Source organism: Ornithinicoccus halotolerans, assembly GCF_009602535.1.
GTDB lineage: Bacteria > Actinomycetota > Actinomycetes > Actinomycetales > Dermatophilaceae > Ornithinicoccus > Ornithinicoccus halotolerans.
In genome coordinates, this window is sequence record NZ_WIQI01000010.1 from 42,511 (window position 1) to 61,327 (window position 18,817).

Consider the following 18,817-nt stretch of genomic DNA (forward strand, 5'->3'; position numbering starts at 1 on the left):
CCGTTCCCCGGATGGCGCGGGCGCACACCTCCGGCCCGGCGTCGTGGCCGGCGCGACCAGCAGCTCTCTCGATGCCGAGAATCTTGACAGGTCCTAGGCTGGAGGCATGTGCAGCGCGGGCCCCGACGAGGTCGACCGTATCGTCGCCGCCTGGCAACGGGAGCGACCCGACCTGGACAGCAGCCCGCTGCACGTGCTCTCGCGGGTCTCCCGGCTGGCGCGGCACCTGGACCTGGCCCGCCGTCGCGCGTTCGCCGAGCACCGGCTGGAGAGCTGGGAGTTCGACGTGCTGTCGGCGCTGCGCCGATCCGGTGCCCCCTACCGGATGACCCCGGGCCAGCTGGTGCGGGAGACGCTGGTGACCAGCGGCACGATGACCAACCGGATCGACCGGCTCGCGGTGCAGGGATTCGTCGAGCGCAGTCCCTCTCCGACCGACCGGCGGGGCGTGGTGGTGACGCTGACCCGGGAGGGGCTGGCCGTGGTCGATGCCGCACTGGCGGACCTGCTGGCGGGGGAGCAGGCACTGCTGGCCGGGCTCACGTCCGAGGAGCAGGAGGCGCTGGGGGACCTGCTGCGCCGGCTGCTGACGCCGTTCGACGAGTTGGGGAGCTGACCGGCCCGGTCAGCGGCGGCCGCGCAGCCGCGGCTTGGGCTCCAGCCCGGCGAGGCCGTTCCATGCCAGGTTGACCAGGTGGGCGGCCACGTCCTCCTTCTTGATCCGGCGGGAGTCCAGCCACCAGCCGCCCGGGATGGCGACCATGCCGACCAGCATCTGGGCGTAGAGGGGGGCCATCTCGTGGTCCAGCTTCCGCCGCCGGAACTCGGCGGCCAGGATGTGCTCCACCTGGGTGGCGACGTCGCTGATGAGGCTGGCGAACGAGCCGGTGGACTGGCCCGGCGGCGAGTCGCGCACCAGGATGCGGAAGCCGTCGGTGGAGTTCTCGATGTAGTCCAGCAGCGCCATCGCCGCCCGCTCCAGCAGCTCGCGGGAGTGGCCGTGCTCGGTCAGTGCCTCGGTGATGGCGCTGAGCAGCGCCTGGATCTCGCGGTCGACGACGACGGCGTAGAGGCCCTCCTTGCCTCCGAAGTGCTCGTAGATCACCGGCTTGGAGACCTCGGCGGAGGTGGCGATCTCCTCCACCGTGGTGCCCTCGAAGCCGCGCTCGGCGAAGAGCGCGCGCCCCACCTGGATCAGTTGCTCGCGCCGCTGCGGACCGGTCATCCGGTGCCGGGCAGCGGCGGGCTGGAGCTTGGGGTTGGGGGAGGTCACGGGCCCCATCATGCCAACCCACCCACCGCAGTGGGTCGGGCCGGCCGGTCGGCCTCGTTAGGCTGGGACCAGCCCGCAGCCGCGGGCACCGTCCCCGGTTGCTCTGTTGGTAGGGGCCGCCTGACTTTGAATCAGGATGAGAGACGTAGGTTCGATTCCTACCCGGGGAGCCGGCCTCGCAGGTCAGCAGCCGCGGCAGGCTGCTCCGCCTGGTGCCGCCGGGCCTTGACCAGCCCGTCCACAGCGCCCCAGACGGTGACCACCACGACGGTCGCGGCGACCGTCAGCGCCAGGTGCTGCTCGGCGTCCTGCCAGCCACCGTCGACGAGGGCGGCCACGAACTCGTCGTTGAGGAGGCGGTGGCTGAGCAGCAGCACGACGACCGGCACCGCGAACGCCGCCTCGAGGAGGGCGTTGCCCGCGGCCAGCCGCCACGTCCACCGCCCGGTCCGATGGAGCACCACGCCGAACACCGCGGTGGCCAGCCAGACCCCGAGGATCCACGGGATCCACGAGGACCACAGGCTCGGGTCGAGGACGGGGACCTGCTCGCCCCCGCGCCTCACCGGCGAGTCGAACTGCTGCCAGACCACCGCGAGCACCCCCACGACCACGACGATGATGGTGGCGGCGGTGTCGGTCATGGTGACCGCCCGGGTGCCCTGCGGCTCAGGGAGCTGGTCGGGGTCCCAGTCCGGCAGGGTGCCGGCCGCGCCGGTGCGCTCGATGACGACGAAGACCAGGGTGACCCAGAAGACCACCTGGCCCGCGGCCATCAGGGCGGTGGTGATCCCACCGGCGACCACCGTGCCGATCGTCTGGTCGTCCCCGAGCAGCGCCCGGGCCGTCATCGTCACGGCGGCCGCCAGCGGCACGATGGTGGCGAGCAGCAGGGTCACCAGCCGGCGCCAGGCCGGGTACACCGCCGGTCCGAGCAGGTGCAGCGGCCGGCCGGAGTAGCTCGCCGCCAGCCGCAGCGGGTCACCGAGCTCGACGAGCACCTCCCGCTCGGCCGTGGCGCGGTCGGGCGCACCGGCGTCCAGCCGGCCGTCGACCATGTCCTGGATGGTGGCCCGCAGCTCGCGCTCGAGCTCGGCACGCTGGGCCTCATCGACGTGACGCGCGGTCGCCGCGACGTAGCGGTCAGTCAGGGAGGTGGTCATGGTGGCCCCCGAGGTGTCGGTTCGGTTGGTGGTGGGTGGTCAGCCGAGGCGGCGGACGGCGGAGTGCAGGCTCTCCCAGTCGCGCAGGAGCGCGTCGAGCACGACGCCGCCCTGAGCGCTGGTCCGGTAGAACTTGCGCGGCCGGGACTCCTCGGTGTTCCACTCGGCGTCCAGGAGGCCCTGCCTCTCCAGCCGCCGCAGCAACGGGTACAGCGTGTTCGCCTCCACGCTGAGGCCCGCCCGGCCGAGCGTCTCCAGGAGCGCATAGCCGTAGCCGGGCTCCTGGAGCGTGGCGAGGCACGCCAGGACGACGGTGCCGCGGCGCAGCTCCTGCAGGTGCCCCGCCAGGATCTCCTCGTCCGGTGTGCTCATGAGCGGCACGTTACTGTGTCACACACAGTATCGTCAATCACACAACGTTGTTGGACCCCCGCCAGCAAGCCGCACCCCGGACGCGAGCGGGGGACGGAGGAGGGCGCGGGGTAGCATCGGCCCGACACCGGCACCCGAGCGGTGCCCGTCGTGACCGGGCTGTCGAGACCGAAGGACACCAGTCGGCGTGAGCACGCACCATCCGGCCGCCGTGGTCGTCCTCGCCGCCGGCGAGGGCACCCGCATGAAGTCGGCCACCCCCAAGGTCCTGCACCCGATCGGCGGCCGGTCGCTGCTGGGTCACGCGCTGCGCGCCGCGCGCGGCTGCCGCCCCGAGCACCTGGCCGTGGTGGTCCGGCACGAGCGCGAGCGGGTAGCGGCCCACGTCGCCGAGTGCGACCCGCGGGCCCTGCTTGCCGACCAGGACGAGACCAAGGGCACCGGCCGGGCCGTCGAGTGCGGGCTGGCCGTGCTGCCGCCGGACCTGTCCGGCACCATCCTGGTCACCTACGGCGACGTGCCGCTGCTGTCTGCCGCGACGCTGCAGGCGCTGACCCGCGCCCACGAGGAGGCCGGCAACGCCGTCACCGTGGTGACGGCCGAGCTGGCCGACCCCGGCGGGTACGGGCGCATCCTGCGCGACGAGGCCGGTGAGGTGGCCGGCATCATCGAGCACAAGGACGCTCTCGCTGCGCGCGAGGCCGGCGGCCCGCTGGCGCACGCGCTGGACATCACCGAGATCAACTCCGGGATCTACGCCTTCGACGCCGCGGTGCTGCGCGACTGCCTGGCTCGGGTCTCCACCGACAACGCCCAGGGCGAGAAGTACCTCACCGACGTGCTCGGGCTGGCCCGCGAGGCCGGCGGCTCCGTCCGCGCCCACGTCGTGGCGGACCTGTGGCAGACGGAGGGCGTCAACGACCGGGTGCAGCTGGCCCGGATGGGCGCCGAGCTCAACCGCCGCACCGTCGAGTACTGGATGCGGGAGGGCGTCACGGTCATCGACCCGGCGACCACCTGGATCGACGCCGACGTCACCCTCGGGCGCGACACCGTCATCCGTCCGCAGACCCAGCTGCTGGGAGCCTGCAGCGTGGGTGCCGACGTGGTCATCGGGCCGGACACGACGCTGACCAGCGTCCAGGTCGGCGACGGCGCCCAGGTGGTGCGGACCCACGGCGAGGACGCGGTCGTCGCCGCGGGGGCGACGGTGGGCCCGTTCGCCTACCTGCGGCCGGGCACCCGGCTCGGCGAGGGCGGCAAGATCGGCACCTTCGTGGAGACCAAGAACGCCGACATCGGCCCCGGCGCCAAGGTCCCGCACCTGTCCTACGTCGGAGACGCCACCATCGGCGAGGGCAGCAACATCGGCGCCTCCAGCGTCTTCGTCAACTACGACGGGGTCGCCAAGCACCACACCACCGTGGGCCGGCACTGCCGGATGGGCAGCGACACCATGTATGTCGCCCCGGTCACCATCGGCGACGGCGCCGGCAGCGGCGCGGGCACGGTCATCCGCACCGATGTGCCGCCAGGGGCGATGGCCATCACCGTGGCCCGGCAGCGCAACATCGAGGGCTGGGCGCAGGCCCGGCGCGCCGGCACCCCGCAGGCGCGGGCCGCCGAGGAGGCGCTCGGGCGCGGCGACCAGGAGGAGCAGGCGTGACCGGCATCCAGCGCACCACCCACAAGAACCTGATGGTCTTCTCCGGCCGGGCCCATCCCGCCCTCGCCGAGGAGGTGGTCGCCGAGCTCGGGACCGAGCTGGTCCCCAGCCAGAACTACGAGTTCGCCAACTCCGAGATCTACGTCCGGTTCGACGAGTCGGTGCGCGGCTGTGACGCGTTCGTCCTCCAGAGCCACACCGCGCCGATCAACGAGTGGATCATGGAGCACCTGATCATGGTGGACGCCCTCAAGCGGGCCTCCGCCAAGCGGATCACCGTGGTGCTGCCGTTCTACGGGTACGCGCGCCAGGACAAGAAGCACCGTGGCCGCGAGCCGATCTCGGCCCGGCTGGTGGCCGACCTGTTCAAGACCGCCGGCGCCGACCGGCTGATGGCGGTCGACCTGCACACCGCGCAGATCCAGGGCTACTTCGACGGCCCGGTCGACCACCTGATGGCGCTGCCGATCCTGTCCGACCACGTGCGCGACAAGTACGGCCACGAGGACCTGGCCGTGGTCTCCCCGGACGCCGGCCGGATCAAGGTCGCCGAGCAGTGGTCGCACCGGCTCGGCGGTGCGCCGCTGGCCTTCATCCACAAGACCCGCGACATCCACCGGCCGAACCAGAGCGTGGCCAACCGCGTCGTCGGCGAGGTGACCGGGCGCACCTGCGTCCTGGTCGACGACATGATCGACTCCGGCGGGACCATCTGCCAGGCCGCCGACGCGCTGATGGCCGACGGCGCCAGCAGCGTCGTCATCGCCGCGACGCACGCGATCTTCTCCGGCCCGGCGGTCGAGCGGCTGGAGGCCTCCGCGGCGCGCGAGGTGGTGGTGACCAACACGCTGCCACTCAGCCAGGCCGCCCGGGACCTGCCCAAGATCACCGAGCTGTCGATCGCCCCCCTCGTCAGCCAGGCGATCCGGCAGGTCTTCGAGGACGGGTCGGTGACCAGCATGTTCGACGGTCGGGCCTGAGAGCGCGCACCGATTGGGTAGCGGCGGGGGCTGCCCGCTAGACTGGCCGACTGTTGCCTCGGCGAGGGACGCGGCACGAGGCGGTCACCCGCCTTGCACCCGGCGTCCGCCATCGACGCGGCGTGCCGATCCGCTGGGTCGTCGCTGCGTCCACCTCGCGCCGCGTCCCACGTCGAGGCCGCCGCACCCACCGATCCGTCCCCGTGACCGAAAGGCCTCGAGATGTCCGACGCCATCACCATCAACGCCGAGAAGCGCACCGAGTTCGGCAAGGGCGCGGCCCGCCGGCTGCGCCGCACGGACAAGGTGCCCGCCGTCCTCTACGGCCACGGCACCGACCCGGTGCACCTGTCCCTGCCCGGCCACGACACGATGATGGCGCTCAAGCACGCCAACGCCGTGCTCAACATCGTCGTCGACGGCCAGGAGCACCTGGCGCTGGCCAAGGACGTGCAGCGGGAGACCATCCGCCGCTTCATCGAGCACGTCGACCTGGTCATCGTGCGCAAGGGCGAGAAGGTCACCGTCGACGTGCCGGTCCACGTCGAGGGCGAGGCCGCCCCCGAGACCGTCGTCACGGTGGACCACAACGAGCTGACCGTCGAGGCCGACTTCACCCAGATCCCCGAGCAGCTGACCGTCTCGGTCGAGGGCCTGGAGGCCGGCACCCAGATCCACGCCGGCGAGGTGACGCTGCCGCAGGGCGTGACCCTGGCCTCCGACGCGGAGCTGCTGGTCGTCAACGTTACCCAGGCGATCTCCGAGGAGGCCCTCGAGGCCGAGCTCGCCGAGGCCGAGGCCGAGGCCGGCATCGAGCAGGAGGAGCCGGAGACCGAGGAGGCCGCCGACGGCGGGGCCGCCGAGGCCGCCGAGACGGAGACCGCCGAGGGCGAGCCGGCCGAGGAGACCCAGGAGGGCTGAGCCCGCTGCGTCCATCCGCCGGGCGTCGCCCCGGGCCGCGCACCGCACGAGGAGGTCGGCCGTGGAGCCGTGGCTGGTCGTCGGGCTGGGCAACCCCGGCCCGCGGTACGAGGGCAACCGGCACAACGTCGGCGCCATGGCCCTCGCCGAGCTCGCCCGGCGCTGCTCCGCCACGCTGAAGCAGCACAAGAGCCGGGCCTGGGTCGCCGAGGTCCGGCTCGGCACCGCGCCCGGCGGGCTGCCCGGCCCCCGGGCGGTGCTGGCCCGGCCGATGACCTACATGAACGTCTCCGGCGGGCCGGTCGCGGAGCTGGCGAGCTTCTACAAGGTGCCCCGCGAGCAGGTCGTCGTGCTGCACGACGAGCTCGACATCGACTTCGGGGCGGTCCGGGTCAAGCGGGACGGCGGCGAGGGCGGCCACAACGGGCTGCGCTCGATCAGCCAGTCCCTCGGCGGCCGGGACTACCTACGGGTGCGGCTGGGCATCGGGCGGCCCCCGGGGCGGCAGGACCCGGCCGACTTCGTGCTGACCGACTTCCCGGCACGGGACCGGGACGAGGTGGAGCTGCTGGCCGGTGACGGCGCAGACGCCGTGGAGGAGCTGGTCCACCTCGGGCTCCCTGCCGCCCAGCAGCGGTTCCACTCCCGCTGAGCCGACGGTGACACCGCTGACGGTGTGACAAACCGTGCGCTCCGGCGCACGGTCTGTCACACCATCGGCTCAGCGGTAGCCGGTCTCAGGACTGGTTCTTCAGGCTGGCCAGCCGCGCCGCCACCTCCGCGTCGGTGTCAGCCTCCTCCAGCTCGTCGAAGGCGTCCTCCAGCGACGTGGACTGGGCCTCGGCCCGGCCCTGCACGAGCGCCTCCTCCCGGCGGATCTTGTCCTCGAACCGGCCCAGCTCGCTGGTCGGGTCCATCACGTCCAGGTGGCCCAGCGCCGACTGCACCCGGTCCTGCGCCGCCACGGAGCGGGCCCGCGCGACCAGGGTGTCCCGCCTGCTCTTCAGGTCGGCGAGCTTGGTCTTCATCTGCGTCAGGCCGGTCTTGAGCTGGTCCACGGTGGCGTTCTGCTGCTCGATGGCCGGACGGGCCGCCTCGACGTTGCGCTCGTACCCGATCTGGCGGCCGATCGCGACCTTGGCCAGGTGGTCGAACTTGTCCGCGCCGGCGGTGTCGCCGGCGGCGCGCCGCTCGTCGGCCTTGCGGGAGGCCGCAGCCGCCTTGTCGCCCCACTCGCGGGCGGCCGCCTCGTCGGTGCGCAGGTCGGACTCGGCCATCCGCACGTTGGCGATGGTCTGCGCGACCGCCTCCTCGGCCTCGGCGATCGAGTTGGTGTAGTCGCGGACCAGCTGGTCGAGCATCTTCTCCGGGTCCTCGGCCCGGTCGAGCATGGCGTTGATGTTGGCACGCCCCAGCTGGCTGATGCGTCCGAGGATGGTCTGCTTCTGGGTCATCCGGGTTGGTCCTTTCTCCTGCGGCCGTCGGCGACGGCCGGTGTGCTGGTGTGGTGGTCCGCTGCCGGGCAGGGCGCCGGTGGGGTCAGAAGCGCCCGCCGCTGCCGAAGCTGCCCCCTCCTCCCCCGAAGCCGCCGCCGCTGCCGAAGCTGCCGCCGAACCCGCCGCCGGTGCCCCAGCCGCCGTGGTGGCGCCGGCCCCCGCCGCTCAGGATGCCGCCGAGGACCAGGGCTCCGAGCACGTCGTGGCTGTGATGCCGCCCCCCGCGGACCCCGCCGTAGCCGCTCCCGCCCGGACCGGAGAACCGGTCCAGGTCGCGATCGGCCTCCACCAGCGCCCGCTCGCCGAGCTGCTCGGCGCGGTTGAGCAGCCCCGCGGCCCGGGCGGGGTCGTCGGCGGCCACCTGCTGCGCCTGGTCGTAGAGCCGCAGCGCCTCGGAGATGCGGGTGCGGGCGCCGGCGGCGACGGCACCGCGGCGGGTGCCGATCGTCTCGTCGATGCTGCGCAGCCGGGCGCCGACCCGGTCCACCCGGGCCTGGAAGTCGCGCTGCTGCTTGGCCCGGTGCTCCGCCGCGTCCCGGGCCGGCTCCAGCAGCGCGTCCAGGTCGTACTCGGCCTCGTCGAGGCGGGCCAGCTGGGCCAGTGGGTCACCCTCGCGCCGCTGCTGGGCCTGCGCGATCACCTCGCGCGCGTGCTGGACCGCCGCGCGCACCGACGGGTCGGCCGGCGCCAGCCGCTCGGCGTCCTGGATGTCGGCCTGCAGCGCGCCGATGGCGCGGGCCAGCGACTCGCGGGCGTTGTCCAGGTCCTCCCCGGCGCGCTCGATGGCCGCCAGCAGCCGCACCGCCTGCCCGAGCGACTCCTCGGCCGCGCGGGCGGCCTCGACAGCCGACTCCCGGTCGCCCCGCTCCAGCGCCGCCCGGCCGGCCACCACGAACTGCTGGGCGCTCTCCACCAGGTCGTCGGCCTGCTCCAGGTGGGTGCGCACCGTGCCCAGGGCCGCCTCGGGGTGCCGAGCGGCCAGCCCCTCCAGGGTCTGCCGGGCTGCGGGTAGCCGCTGGCCGACCTCCCCGGAGCGGCCGGCCAGGTCCTCCAGCACCTGCGGCACCCGCTCCCGCACCGAGCGCAGCGTGGCGAACTGCTCGGCGTGCCGCTCGATCGTCTCCTGCGCCGAGGCGGCCAGGGTCAGCAGCTGCCCCAGCATGGTGCGGGCGACCGGTTCCGGCTCGGCCACGTCGTCGTCCAGCTCCTGCCGGATCGCGAACGCCTGCCGGGCCTGCTCGCGGGCGCCCTCGATGGCCTGCCGGAACGGCTCGGTGCGCTCCCGGCCGAACTGGGCCTCGGCGAAGTCGAGCTCCTCCTGCGCCGAGCGCAGCTCGTCGTCCAGGGAGACCAGCGCGGCGGCGGCCTGCCGTTGCAGCTCGGGGGTGGACAGCCCGCGACGCTCCTCCGGCTCGGCCGGCACCTGCTGGCCGGCGTGCGGGTGACGCCGGGCGGACTTGTTGCCACGCATCGACACCAGCGCCGAGGCGCCGACCGCCAGCAGCGGCACCAGCAGCAGCCAGCCGAGGCCGACCGAGGGAGCCGAGGGCGCGACCGCGCCGCCGCCGGACCGGGCCTGCCCCCCGCCGTCGGCGACGACCTCGGTGTAGCCGTCCGCGGCGGCCGCGACGGCCCCGACCCAGTCCTCCTGGCCCAGCGCCGGCTGGACGTACTCCTGCTCGACGGCGGCGACCTGGCCGGGGCCGACCGGTCCGGACTCGTGCGCGGCGGAGCCGTAGCGGCGGTCCTGCACGGCGACCGCGAGCAGCACGTCGTCACCGCCCATGCCGGAGGCGTCGTAGGTCTGCTGGGCCCACTCGGCCCCGGAGCGGCCGTCGAAGCTGTCGACGAAGGCGACGAACAGCTGCACGCCGGCCTCCTGCTGGGCCCGCTCCAGCGCCGCCTGCACCTCCTCGTCGCCGCCCTCGAGCGCGCCGGCCGGGTCATAGACCTGGTCGGGCAGGTCGAGCGGGGGCTCGGCGAGGGCGGCCGCGCCGGGGACGCACAGCAGCAGGCCGGTGAGCACAGCTGCGAGCAGCCCCCGCCACAGCGGGGCCGTCCCTGGTGGTCCCGCCTGACGTCGCACGTCCTCGATCCTTGTCGGGAAGGGCGGTCGACGCAACCAGCGGCAGGCTCCGGCGTGCCACCGGACAACTAGACTGGCTGCCACCCCCTCCCGCGTGCCGGTCGGGGGCGTTCGTGCGTGCCCAGACCCTGGAGGACCCGTGAGCCTGCACCCCGTCCGCGACCTGCTCGCCACCGACCCGCAGGTGGCCGGGCTCCTCGGCGCGCTCGAGACCGACGAGACCGACGTGGCGATCCCCGCGGGGGCCCGGCCGGCGCTGCTGGGCGCGATGGCGGCGGAGCGGACGCTGCTGGCGGTCACCGCCACCGGGCGGGAGGCCGACGACCTGACCGCCGCGCTGGGCTGCTACCTGCCGGGTGAGCAGGTCGCCACCTTCCCGAGCTGGGAGACGCTGCCGCACGAGCGGCTCAGCCCCCGCAGCGACACTGTCGGCCGCCGGCTGGCCGTGCTGCGCCGGCTGGCCCATCCCGACGCCGCCGACGAGGCCTCCGGGCCGCTGCGGGTGGTCGTCGCCTCGGTGCGGGCGGTGCTGCAGCCGCTGGTCCAGGGGCTGGGCGAGCTGGTCCCGGTGCAGCTGCACGCCGGTGACGAGCGTGACCCCGAGGAGGTCGTGGAGGCGCTCGCGGGTGCCGCCTACGCGCGGGTGGACATGGTCGAGCGGCGCGGAGAGTTCGCGGTCCGCGGCGGGATCATCGACGTGTTCCCGCCCACCGAGGAGCACCCGCTGCGGGTGGAGTTCTGGGGCGACACGGTCGAGGAGATCCGGTGGTTCCGGGTCGCTGACCAGCGCTCCCTCGAGGTCGCCGACCACGGGCTCTGGGCGCCGCCGTGCCGGGAGGTGCTGCTCACCGACGCGGTGCGGCAGCGGGCCGCCACGCTGACCGACCGCCTCCCCGGCGTGGCCGACCTGCTGGCCAAGGTCGCCGACGGCATCGCCGTCGAGGGCATGGAGTCACTGGCGCCGGTGCTGGTCGACGGCATGGAGCCGCTGCTGGACGTGCTGCCCGACCGCAGCCGCGTGGTCGTCCTGGACCCGGAGCGGGTCCGCACCCGCGCCCACGACCTGCTGGCCACCAGCGAGGAGTTCCTCCAGGCCAGCTGGGCCAACGCCGCCGCGGGCAACGCCGTGCCGGTGGACCTCCAGGAGGTGCTGGGCGCCGGCGCCTACTGGTCCCTGGCCGACGTCCGCGCCCACGCGCTGCAGACCGACCGGGGCTGGTGGACGCTGACCCCGTTCGCCGGTGACGCCGAGCTGGCCGAGGAGACCGGTAGCGGCGGCGGGCCCGTGCAGCGCACCGTCGCGGCCCAGGACGCCCCGGCCTACCGCGGCGACACCGACGCGGTCGTCGCCGACCTGCGGCGCTGGGTGAGCGAGGACCAGCACGTCGTCGTCGCGCTCGAGGGGGCCGGGCTGGCCCGGCGCGTCGCCGAGGTGCTCAGCGAGCACGAGGTGCCGCACCGGGTGGAGGTGCCGCTGCAGTCCACCGAGCCGGGCGTGGTGCACGTGACCACCGGCTCGGTGGGCCGCGGCTTCGTCGCGCCGGACGCGGCGCTGGTGCTGGTCGGGGAGAGCGACCTGACCGGCACCCAGGCCGCGGCCTCCACCAAGGACATGCGCACCATGCCTTCGCGGCGGCGCAAGCAGGTGGACCCGCTGCAGCTGCGCCCCGGGGACCACGTCGTGCACGAGCAGCACGGCGTGGGCCGGTTCGTGGAGATGGCCCAGCGCACCGTGCAGGGCGCCACCCGCGAGTACCTGGTGCTCGAGTACGCCGCGTCCAAACGCGGCCAGCCGGCCGACCGGCTGTTCGTGCCCACGGACCAGCTGGACCAGGTCACCCGCTACGTCGGCGGGGAGGCGCCCACGCTGAACCGGCTGGGGGGCTCGGACTGGCAGAAGACCAAGTCCCGGGCCCGCCGCCACGTCCGGCAGATCGCCGGGGAGCTGATCCGCCTCTACAGCGCCCGGATGGCCAGCCAGGGCCGGGCGTTCGGGCCGGACACCCCCTGGCAGCGGGAGCTGGAGGACGCGTTCGCGTTCGTGGAGACACCGGACCAGCTGACCACCATCGAGGAGGTCAAGGCCGACATGGAGCGCACCGTGCCCATGGACCGGCTGCTGTGCGGGGACGTCGGGTACGGCAAGACCGAGATCGCGGTGCGGGCGGCGTTCAAGGCGATCCAGGACGGCGCCCAGGTCGCCGTGCTGGTGCCGACGACGCTGCTGGTGCAGCAGCACTTCCAGACCTTCTCCGAGCGGTACGCGCAGTTCCCGGTGACGGTGCGGGCGCTGTCCCGGTTCCAGAGTGACGCCGAGGCCAAGGCCACCATCGACGGGCTGGCCGACGGCTCGGTCGACCTGGTCATCGGCACCCACCGGCTGCTGTCGTCGGCCGTGCGGTTCAAGAACCTCGGGCTCGTGGTCGTGGACGAGGAGCAGCGCTTCGGCGTCGAGCACAAGGAGCAGCTCAAGGCGCTGCGGACCAACGTCGACGTGCTGGCGATGTCGGCCACGCCGATCCCGCGGACGCTGGAGATGGCGGTCACCGGCATCCGGGAGATGTCCACCCTGGCCACACCCCCGGAGGAGCGGCACCCGGTGCTCACCTACGTGGGCGCCTACGACGACAAGCAGATCGCCGCCGCGGTCCGCCGGGAGCTGCTGCGCGAGGGCCAGGTGTTCTACGTGCACAACAAGGTGACCACCATCGAGAAGGCGGCCAGCCGGCTGCGCGACCTGGTGCCCGAGGCGCGGGTCGTCACCGCGCACGGCCAGATGGGGGAGCGGAAGCTGGAGCAGGTCGTGGTGGACTTCTGGGAGCGGCGCTCCGACGTCCTGGTGTGCACCACCATCGTGGAGACCGGGCTGGACATCTCCAACGCCAACACCCTCATCGTCGAGCGCGCCGACCAGATGGGCCTCTCCCAGCTGCACCAGCTGCGCGGGCGGGTCGGGCGCGGCCGGGACCGTGCCTACGCCTACTTCCTCTACCCGCCGGAGCGGCCGCTGACCGAGACCGCGGTGGACCGGCTGCAGACCATCGCCTCGCAGACCGACCTCGGGTCCGGCATGGCGGTGGCGATGAAGGACCTGGAGATCCGCGGCGCCGGCAACCTGCTCGGCGGCGAGCAGTCCGGCCACATCGAGGGCGTCGGCTTCGACCTCTACGTGCGACTGGTCGGCGAGGCGGTCAGCGAGTTCAAGGGCGAGAAGGACGAGACGCCGGCCGAGGTGAAGATCGAGCTGCCGGTCGACGCCCACCTGCCGCACGACTACGTGCCCTCGGAGCGGCTGCGGCTGGAGGCCTACAGCAAGCTGGCCCAGGTCAAGGACGAGCCCGAGCTGGAGGAGATCAAGGCCGAGCTGGTCGACCGCTACGGCACGCCGCCGCGTCCGGTGCAGGTGCTGCTGGAGGTCGCCCGGCTGCGGACCGTCGCGCGGGCCGCCGGCGTCAGCGACATCGGCATGCAGGGCGCGATGATCCGGTTCGCCCCGGTCGGGCAGCTCCGGGAGAGCCAGCAGCTGCGGCTCAACCGGCTCTACCCAGGCGTCATCCTCAAGCCGGCCACGCGCACCCTGCTCGTGCCCGCACCCAAGACCGCCCGGGTCGGGGGCAAGCCGCTGCGCGACGAGGCGGTGCTGGAGTGGGCCGCCACGCTGCTCCGGGCGGTGCTGCTGGACCAGGCCGCTACCGCGGGGACCGCGGCGCAGCGCTGACCGCAGGGGATGTCATCATGGACGCCGTGACCGACTCGACCCGTATGACGCGTGCCCGCGGCCGCGCGCTGCCTCCCGTGCGCCGGGTGGTCGCCGTGGTGACCGCCGGCCTGCTGCTGCTCTCCGGCTGCGCCATGGACGCCGGCACCGCCGCGACCGTCGAGGGGCAGGAGATCAGCGAGTCCGGCCTGCACGAGGCCACCCGCCAGTTCAACCAGATCGCCCAGCAGCCGGTGACCCCGGCGCAGGTGCTCGAGGTGCTGGTGCAGCTGCCGGTGCTGGACGAGGTGGGCGACCAGGCGGGCGTGGACTTCACCGACGACGAGTACCGCAACGCGATGGTCGAGGCCGGCCTGTCCGACCCGCACCCGCTCGCTGTGGACTTCCTGCGCGGGCTCAACATCCAGAACACCCTCCCGCAGCTGGGCGAGGAGGTCCCGGCCGAGGCGCTGGCCGAGCTCGACGTCCAGCTCAACCCGCGGTACGGCAGCTGGGACCCGGAGTCGGCCACCGTGAGCGCCGACCCGCCGGAGTGGATCACCCCCGTCGAGGAGGAGCAGGCCTCCGGCGAGGACCAGCGCTGAGCGAGCGACTCGTCCTGCTGCTGACCAGCCCCCGGCTGGCGCCGGGGCTGCTGGCCCGCAGTGCCTGGCGGGCGCTGGAGGAGGCCGCGGTCGTGCTCGCCCGGCGCCCGGAGGACCCGCAGCCGGCCGCGCTCGCCGAGGAGGGGCTGGCGGTGGCGGTCGCCGAGGCCGAGCACCCGGCCGCGCTCGCGCGCGAGCTGCTGGACCGCGCCCGGCACGGCACCGTCGTCTGGGTCGGCTCGCCGGACGGTGACCCGGGGCTCACGGACGCCCTCGCCGCCGAGGTGGCCAGGAGCGGCCAGGCACCCGAGGTGGAGGTCCTCATCGGGTCCTGGGACACCCCCGGGGCCCGGCTGCTGGACGCGGTGGCGGTCATGGACCGGCTGCGCTCGCCCGGCGGCTGTCCCTGGGACGCGGCGCAGAGCCACGGCTCGTTGGTGCCCTACCTGCTGGAGGAGGCGCACGAGGCGGTCGAGGCGCTGGAGTCCGGTGACCGTCAGCACATGGCCGAGGAGCTCGGCGACGTGCTCCTGCAGGTGCTCTTCCACGCCCGGCTGGCGGAGGAGCACGAGGAGGAGCCGTTCGGCGTGGACGAGGTCGCGGCCCGCCTGGTGGAGAAGCTGGTGCGGCGCCACCCGCACGTGTTCGGCGACGCCGACGCCTCCGACGCCGCAGCCGTGGAGGCCGGCTGGGAGCGCATCAAGGCGCAGGAGAAGCCCTCCCGGACGCACCCGCTGGAGGGCGTGCCGGCCGCCCTGCCCGAGCTGTCCCGCGCCGCCAAGGTCACCTCCCGGCTGGAGCGCGCCGGGCTCGGGGACTGGCTGCGCGGGCAGGTCGCCGCCGCCGGGGACGACCGCGGCGCCCAGCTGATGGCCGAGGTCGTCCGGGCCCGCGAGGCGGGCAGCGACGCGGCCGCTGACCTGCGCCGCTACCTGCGCCAGCTGGAGGCAGCCGTCCCGGCGGACGCCACCGAGCCCGAGGGGGAGGACGACGCCGGGTCCTGACCGGGGTCAGCTTTCGGCGACGACGACATAGTTGGCGGCCCGGTGTCCGTCGGGGCGGTACCCGTAGGTGTCGTCACAGGTGATGAGGACCACGCGGCGGGTGCTCCCGTTCTCTCCCCAGACGGTCGCTGAGTACTGCAGTTCGCCCTTGTCGACGATCTCGGTTCGCTTGACCGGGAGCTTCATGACGGTGCCGTCGCGATAGCCCACCCGGACCAGATCGCCGGGCTGGACTCGGTGAAGGTCAGCAAAGACGTCCGGAACTCCCCGGTAGGAGACGTGGCCGGCGATGACCGCGGTGCCGAGGTGTCCTGGCTCGACGCGGCGGTACCCGGTGAACCAGATGACCTGGCCCTGGGGCGGACTGACGGTGCCACCAGCCGAGAGCCCTTGAGGGATCACCGGGTGATGGATGCTGGCGGACGTCAGGCTCACCCAGGCAACGCTGTCACCGGGAGAAGTCGCCGCGGGCGCGCCGGATCGACCCAGGTGGGAAGCCGGTGCCGTCGTGCTCCGCGCGTTGCTGGGGGTGGGTGACCGGGTCGGTGATTGCTGCGCGCTCCGGGCCCGGGTGGCCGTGCGCAGCGCCGGTCCGGTGGTGGGTGGACTGGTGCGCGTCGCGGCAGCTGTCGCAGCGCTCTTCGGGCCGACCAGTGACCACGCGCTTCGTGCCGCCTCATCGGCGGCGGTGGCCGGCGCGGGCGACGTGTGCAGCGCGGGGAGGCGGGAGGTGGGCGGCGCTGCTTGCGGCCCCGCCTCCTGCTGGTCCCCGACGGTGCACGCGAGGACCAGCAGAAGCGGTGTCAGGGCCGAGAGCACGGACAATGCCCTGCGGAGGAACATCAGCCCAGACGGCTCAGCAGCCAGCCCCCGGCGTCGAGCACCGACTCACCCAGGGGAGGCACGTCGGTCTCGACCACTGGGCCCAGCGGGTCGTCGTCATCGGTCTTGCCATCCCGAGGCCCAGGCTGGTTGGGGGTGCCGTCGTTGTCGTCGGGCTGGTTGGGGGTGGGGTTGTTGTCGTCGGGCTGGTTGGGGGTGGGGTTGTTGTCGTCGGGCTGGTTGGGGGTGCCGTCGTTGTCGTTGGGGGTGCCGTCGTTGTCGTTGGGGGTGCCGTCGTTGTCGTTGGGAGTGCCGTCGTTCTCGTCGGGGGTGGCGTCATTGTCGTCGGGCTGGTTGGGGGTGCCGTCGTTCTCGTCGGGGGTGGCGTCATTGTCGTCGGGCTGGTTGGGGGTGCCGTCGTTCTCGTCGGGGGTGGCGTCATTGTCGTCGGGCTGGTTGGGGGTGCCGTCGTTCTCGTCGGGGGTGGCGTCATTGTCGTCGGGCTGGTTGGGGGTGCCGTCGTTCTCGTCGGGGGTGGCGTCATTGTCGTCGGGCTGGTTGGGGGTGCCGTCGTTCTCGTCGGGGGTGGCGTCATTGTCGTCGGGCTGGTTGGGGGTGCCGTCGTTCTCGTCGGGCTGGTCGTCGCTGGACGGCGCCGTGCCGGTGCACCAGATGATGTGGCCGATGCTCTTGCCAGACGGATGCTCGTACCTGACCTGCTCCACCGGATCTGTGAAGAGCGCGCTCGCCTCATCCCCGGCAGCGGACTTGATGATCAAGGCCACCCAGTCAGCGCCTCCCGGCAGGAAGTAGCCGTGCTCCTCCGGCCCGAAGCCCTCCTCCTTGGTGCAGGCGACGTCGATGTAGCCGTGTGACTCGCTCCCAAGCACCTCCACCCAGTGGCGCGGGTGGTTCTCCCGGGGATCGACCCCTTGGGAGAAGGCCGTGGCAGCGCCGACGGAGGCGGTGAGCAGCACCGCCGTAGCCGTGGCCGTGATGGACCGGACCCGCCGTGAGCGGAGCCGAGCGGGCTGGGGGTGTGTCGGCATGGCAGTTTCCTCCCGAGAAGAGTGAGCAGCTGACAGGCGCCTTTGCCTTGTCTTGACCGAAACTTAGCGAATCTTTACCAAATTAGGAAGGTTCGTTGAGAAAAACTTGAACTAGTTCAGGTCCAACCGCCCTCCCGCCTCCGTTCCGGTCGGGTCCGCCGCCGTCGAGGGGGCCGAGTCTGGGAGATGGGGTCAGGGCACGGGAGCGGCCGCGTCGCTCGAAGGCAGAGGGAGGTCCAGCCACTAGGCTCGGGTGTGCACGTGACTGCCGTTCGCCAGCCCAAGGAGCACACCCGTGGCCACTATCGACGCGATCATCGCTCGCGAGATCCTCGACTCCCGTGGCAACCCCACCGTGGAGGTCGAGGTCGCCCTCGAGGACGGCACCGTGGGGCGGGCGGCCGTGCCGTCCGGGGCGTCGACCGGCCAGTTCGAGGCCGTCGAGCGGCGCGACGGCGACCAGAGCCGCTACCTCGGCAAGGGGGTCGAGCAGGCGGTGCGCGCCGTGATGGAGGACCTGGAGCCCCGGCTGTCCGGCTTCGAGGCCAGCGAGCAGCGGCTCGTGGACGCCGAGATGGTGACGGCCGACGGCACCGACAACAAGGCGAAGATCGGCGCCAACGCCATCCTCGGCGTGTCGCTGGCGGTGGCCAAGGCCGCCGCCGACTCAGCCGACCTGCCGCTGTTCCGCTACCTCGGTGGGCCCAACGCGCACGTGCTGCCGGTGCCGATGATGAACATCCTCAACGGCGGCTCCCACGCCGACTCCAACGTGGACGTGCAGGAGTTCATGGTCGCTCCGGTCGGCGCGGAGAGCTTCCGGGAGGCGCTGCGCTGGGGCGCGGAGGTGTACCACTCCCTGAAGGCGGTGCTGAAGGACCGCGGGCTGGCCACCGGCTTGGGCGACGAGGGCGGCTTCGCGCCCGACCTGGAGTCCAACCGCGCGGCGCTGGACCTCATCGTCGAGGCGATCGAGAAGGCCGGCTACCGGCCGGGCGCCGACATCGCGCTGGCGCTCGACGTGGCGGCCAGCGAGTTCCACGAGGGCGGGGAGTACCTCTTCGAGGGTGAGCGACGCACCGCCGCCCAGCTGACCGACTACTACGCCGGACTGGTCGAGGCCTACCCGCTGGTGTCCATCGAGGACCCGCTGGACGAGGACGACTGGGCAGGGTGGCGGGAGATCACCTCCCGGCTGGGAGACCGGGTGCAGCTGGTCGGTGACGACCTGTTCGTCACCAACCCGCAGCGGCTGCGCCGCGGCATCGAGGAGGGCGCCGGCAACGCGCTGCTGGTGAAGGTGAACCAGATCGGCTCACTCACCGAGACCTTCGACGCGGTCGCGCTCGCGCACAGCCACGGGTTCCGCTGCATGATGAGCCACCGGTCCGGGGAGACCGAGGACGTGACCATCGCCGACCTGGCCGTCGCCACCAACTGCGGCCAGATCAAGAGCGGTGCACCCGCGCGGTCGGAACGGGTCGCCAAGTACAACCAGCTGCTGCGGATCGAGGAGGAGCTGGGCGGGGCCGGCCGCTACGCCGGCGTCGACGCCTTCCCCCGCTCCCGCGCCTGAGCCACGACGACCCACGCCGACACGGAGGAGGAGCTGGTGAGCGGCACCCGCGGACCCGGGCGCGCCCCGGGTGCCGGGCGCAACCGCCGCCCCCGCCCCCCGGCGGG

Annotated in this window: 16 protein-coding genes and 1 tRNA gene; 10 read left to right on the plus strand and 7 right to left on the minus strand. The window is 73.3% G+C overall.

Annotated elements, in window-relative coordinates; translation table 11 throughout:
* Positions 1 to 106 precede the first annotated feature (106 nt).
* Positions 107 to 616 (plus strand): MarR family winged helix-turn-helix transcriptional regulator, encoded by a 510-nt coding sequence (locus tag GFJ45_RS03950; protein WP_153394374.1) that lies wholly within the window; start codon positions 107 to 109, stop codon positions 614 to 616.
* Between the two features lie 9 nt (positions 617 to 625).
* Here GFJ45_RS03950 and GFJ45_RS03955 read toward each other — a convergent pair whose 3' ends face one another.
* Positions 626 to 1,282: a TetR/AcrR family transcriptional regulator gene (locus GFJ45_RS03955; protein WP_228386454.1), complete on the minus strand. Its 657-nt coding sequence runs from the start codon at positions 1,280 to 1,282 to the stop codon at positions 626 to 628.
* A gap of 82 nt (positions 1,283 to 1,364) precedes the next feature.
* Here GFJ45_RS03955 and GFJ45_RS03960 point away from each other — a divergent pair.
* A tRNA-Gln gene (locus tag GFJ45_RS03960) sits at positions 1,365 to 1,443 on the plus strand.
* Here the strand turns inward: GFJ45_RS03960 and GFJ45_RS03965 are convergent.
* Both GFJ45_RS03965 and GFJ45_RS03970 read right to left on the minus strand, forming a co-directional pair.
* On the minus strand, positions 1,432 to 2,436 hold the full coding sequence (locus GFJ45_RS03965; RefSeq protein WP_153394378.1) for a permease prefix domain 1-containing protein: 1,005 nt from the start codon (positions 2,434 to 2,436) through the stop codon (positions 1,432 to 1,434). The two genes, GFJ45_RS03960 and GFJ45_RS03965, sit on opposite strands and share 12 nt — an antisense overlap.
* A gap of 39 nt (positions 2,437 to 2,475) precedes the next feature.
* Positions 2,476 to 2,808, minus strand: a complete 333-nt coding sequence (locus GFJ45_RS03970) for a PadR family transcriptional regulator (protein ID WP_153394380.1) — start codon at positions 2,806 to 2,808, stop codon at positions 2,476 to 2,478.
* Positions 2,809 to 2,995: 187 nt separating this feature from the next.
* On the opposite strand from GFJ45_RS03970, the gene glmU reads away from it, so the two are divergent.
* The 4 genes from glmU to pth all read left to right on the plus strand — a co-directional run bounded on the left by glmU (position 2,996) and on the right by pth (position 7,027).
* On the plus strand, positions 2,996 to 4,474 hold the full coding sequence (gene glmU / locus GFJ45_RS03975; protein ID WP_153394382.1) for a bifunctional UDP-N-acetylglucosamine diphosphorylase/glucosamine-1-phosphate N-acetyltransferase GlmU: 1,479 nt from the start codon (positions 2,996 to 2,998) through the stop codon (positions 4,472 to 4,474).
* Entirely contained in the window at positions 4,471 to 5,454 is a 984-nt protein-coding gene (locus tag GFJ45_RS03980; protein ID WP_153394384.1) for a ribose-phosphate diphosphokinase, read from the plus strand. The genes glmU and GFJ45_RS03980 overlap by 4 nt, the downstream gene beginning before the upstream one ends.
* A gap of 222 nt (positions 5,455 to 5,676) precedes the next feature.
* Positions 5,677 to 6,375, plus strand: a complete 699-nt coding sequence (locus GFJ45_RS03985; protein ID WP_153394386.1) for a 50S ribosomal protein L25/general stress protein Ctc — start codon at positions 5,677 to 5,679, stop codon at positions 6,373 to 6,375.
* 61 nt (positions 6,376 to 6,436) lie between these two features.
* Complete coding sequence (gene pth / locus GFJ45_RS03990; protein WP_153394389.1) at positions 6,437 to 7,027, plus strand: aminoacyl-tRNA hydrolase; 591 nt, start codon at positions 6,437 to 6,439, stop codon at positions 7,025 to 7,027.
* A gap of 85 nt (positions 7,028 to 7,112) precedes the next feature.
* Here the strand turns inward: pth and GFJ45_RS03995 are convergent, their stop codons facing one another.
* The gene (locus GFJ45_RS03995) at positions 7,113 to 7,829 is read right to left on the minus strand and encodes a PspA/IM30 family protein (protein ID WP_153394392.1); all 717 of its coding nucleotides are present in this window, start codon (positions 7,827 to 7,829) and stop codon (positions 7,113 to 7,115) included.
* Between the two features lie 85 nt (positions 7,830 to 7,914).
* Positions 7,915 to 9,957: a TPM domain-containing protein gene (locus GFJ45_RS04000; protein ID WP_194288506.1), complete on the minus strand. Its 2,043-nt coding sequence runs from the start codon at positions 9,955 to 9,957 to the stop codon at positions 7,915 to 7,917.
* A 139-nt stretch (positions 9,958 to 10,096) separates the two neighbouring features.
* Here GFJ45_RS04000 and mfd point away from each other — a divergent pair, with 139 nt between their 5' ends.
* Genes mfd through GFJ45_RS04015 form a run of 3 tightly spaced genes read left to right on the plus strand, consistent with a single transcriptional unit; the run spans position 10,097 to position 15,263 of the window.
* Positions 10,097 to 13,675, plus strand: a complete 3,579-nt coding sequence (gene mfd, locus GFJ45_RS04005; protein ID WP_407670376.1) for a transcription-repair coupling factor — start codon at positions 10,097 to 10,099, stop codon at positions 13,673 to 13,675.
* A 26-nt stretch (positions 13,676 to 13,701) separates the two neighbouring features.
* Complete coding sequence (locus tag GFJ45_RS04010; RefSeq protein ID WP_153394396.1) at positions 13,702 to 14,259, plus strand: SurA N-terminal domain-containing protein; 558 nt, start codon at positions 13,702 to 13,704, stop codon at positions 14,257 to 14,259.
* Entirely contained in the window at positions 14,208 to 15,263 is a 1,056-nt protein-coding gene (locus tag GFJ45_RS04015; RefSeq protein WP_228386450.1) for a MazG family protein, read from the plus strand. Before GFJ45_RS04010 ends, GFJ45_RS04015 begins: the two co-directional genes overlap by 52 nt.
* Before the next feature lie 6 nt (positions 15,264 to 15,269).
* Here GFJ45_RS04015 and GFJ45_RS16660 read toward each other — a convergent pair whose 3' ends face one another.
* Together GFJ45_RS16660 and GFJ45_RS04025 are read right to left on the minus strand one after the other, a co-directional pair.
* On the minus strand, positions 15,270 to 16,082 hold the full coding sequence (locus GFJ45_RS16660; RefSeq protein WP_228386452.1) for a class F sortase: 813 nt from the start codon (positions 16,080 to 16,082) through the stop codon (positions 15,270 to 15,272).
* A gap of 23 nt (positions 16,083 to 16,105) precedes the next feature.
* Complete coding sequence (locus GFJ45_RS04025; RefSeq protein ID WP_153394400.1) at positions 16,106 to 17,134, minus strand: hypothetical protein; 1,029 nt, start codon at positions 17,132 to 17,134, stop codon at positions 16,106 to 16,108.
* A 295-nt stretch (positions 17,135 to 17,429) separates the two neighbouring features.
* Between GFJ45_RS04025 and eno the strand changes: the two genes are divergently transcribed.
* A complete protein-coding gene (gene eno / locus GFJ45_RS04030) occupies positions 17,430 to 18,710 on the plus strand; it encodes a phosphopyruvate hydratase (protein ID WP_153394402.1) in 1,281 nt (426 codons plus the stop codon).
* Positions 18,711 to 18,817 lie beyond the last annotated feature (107 nt).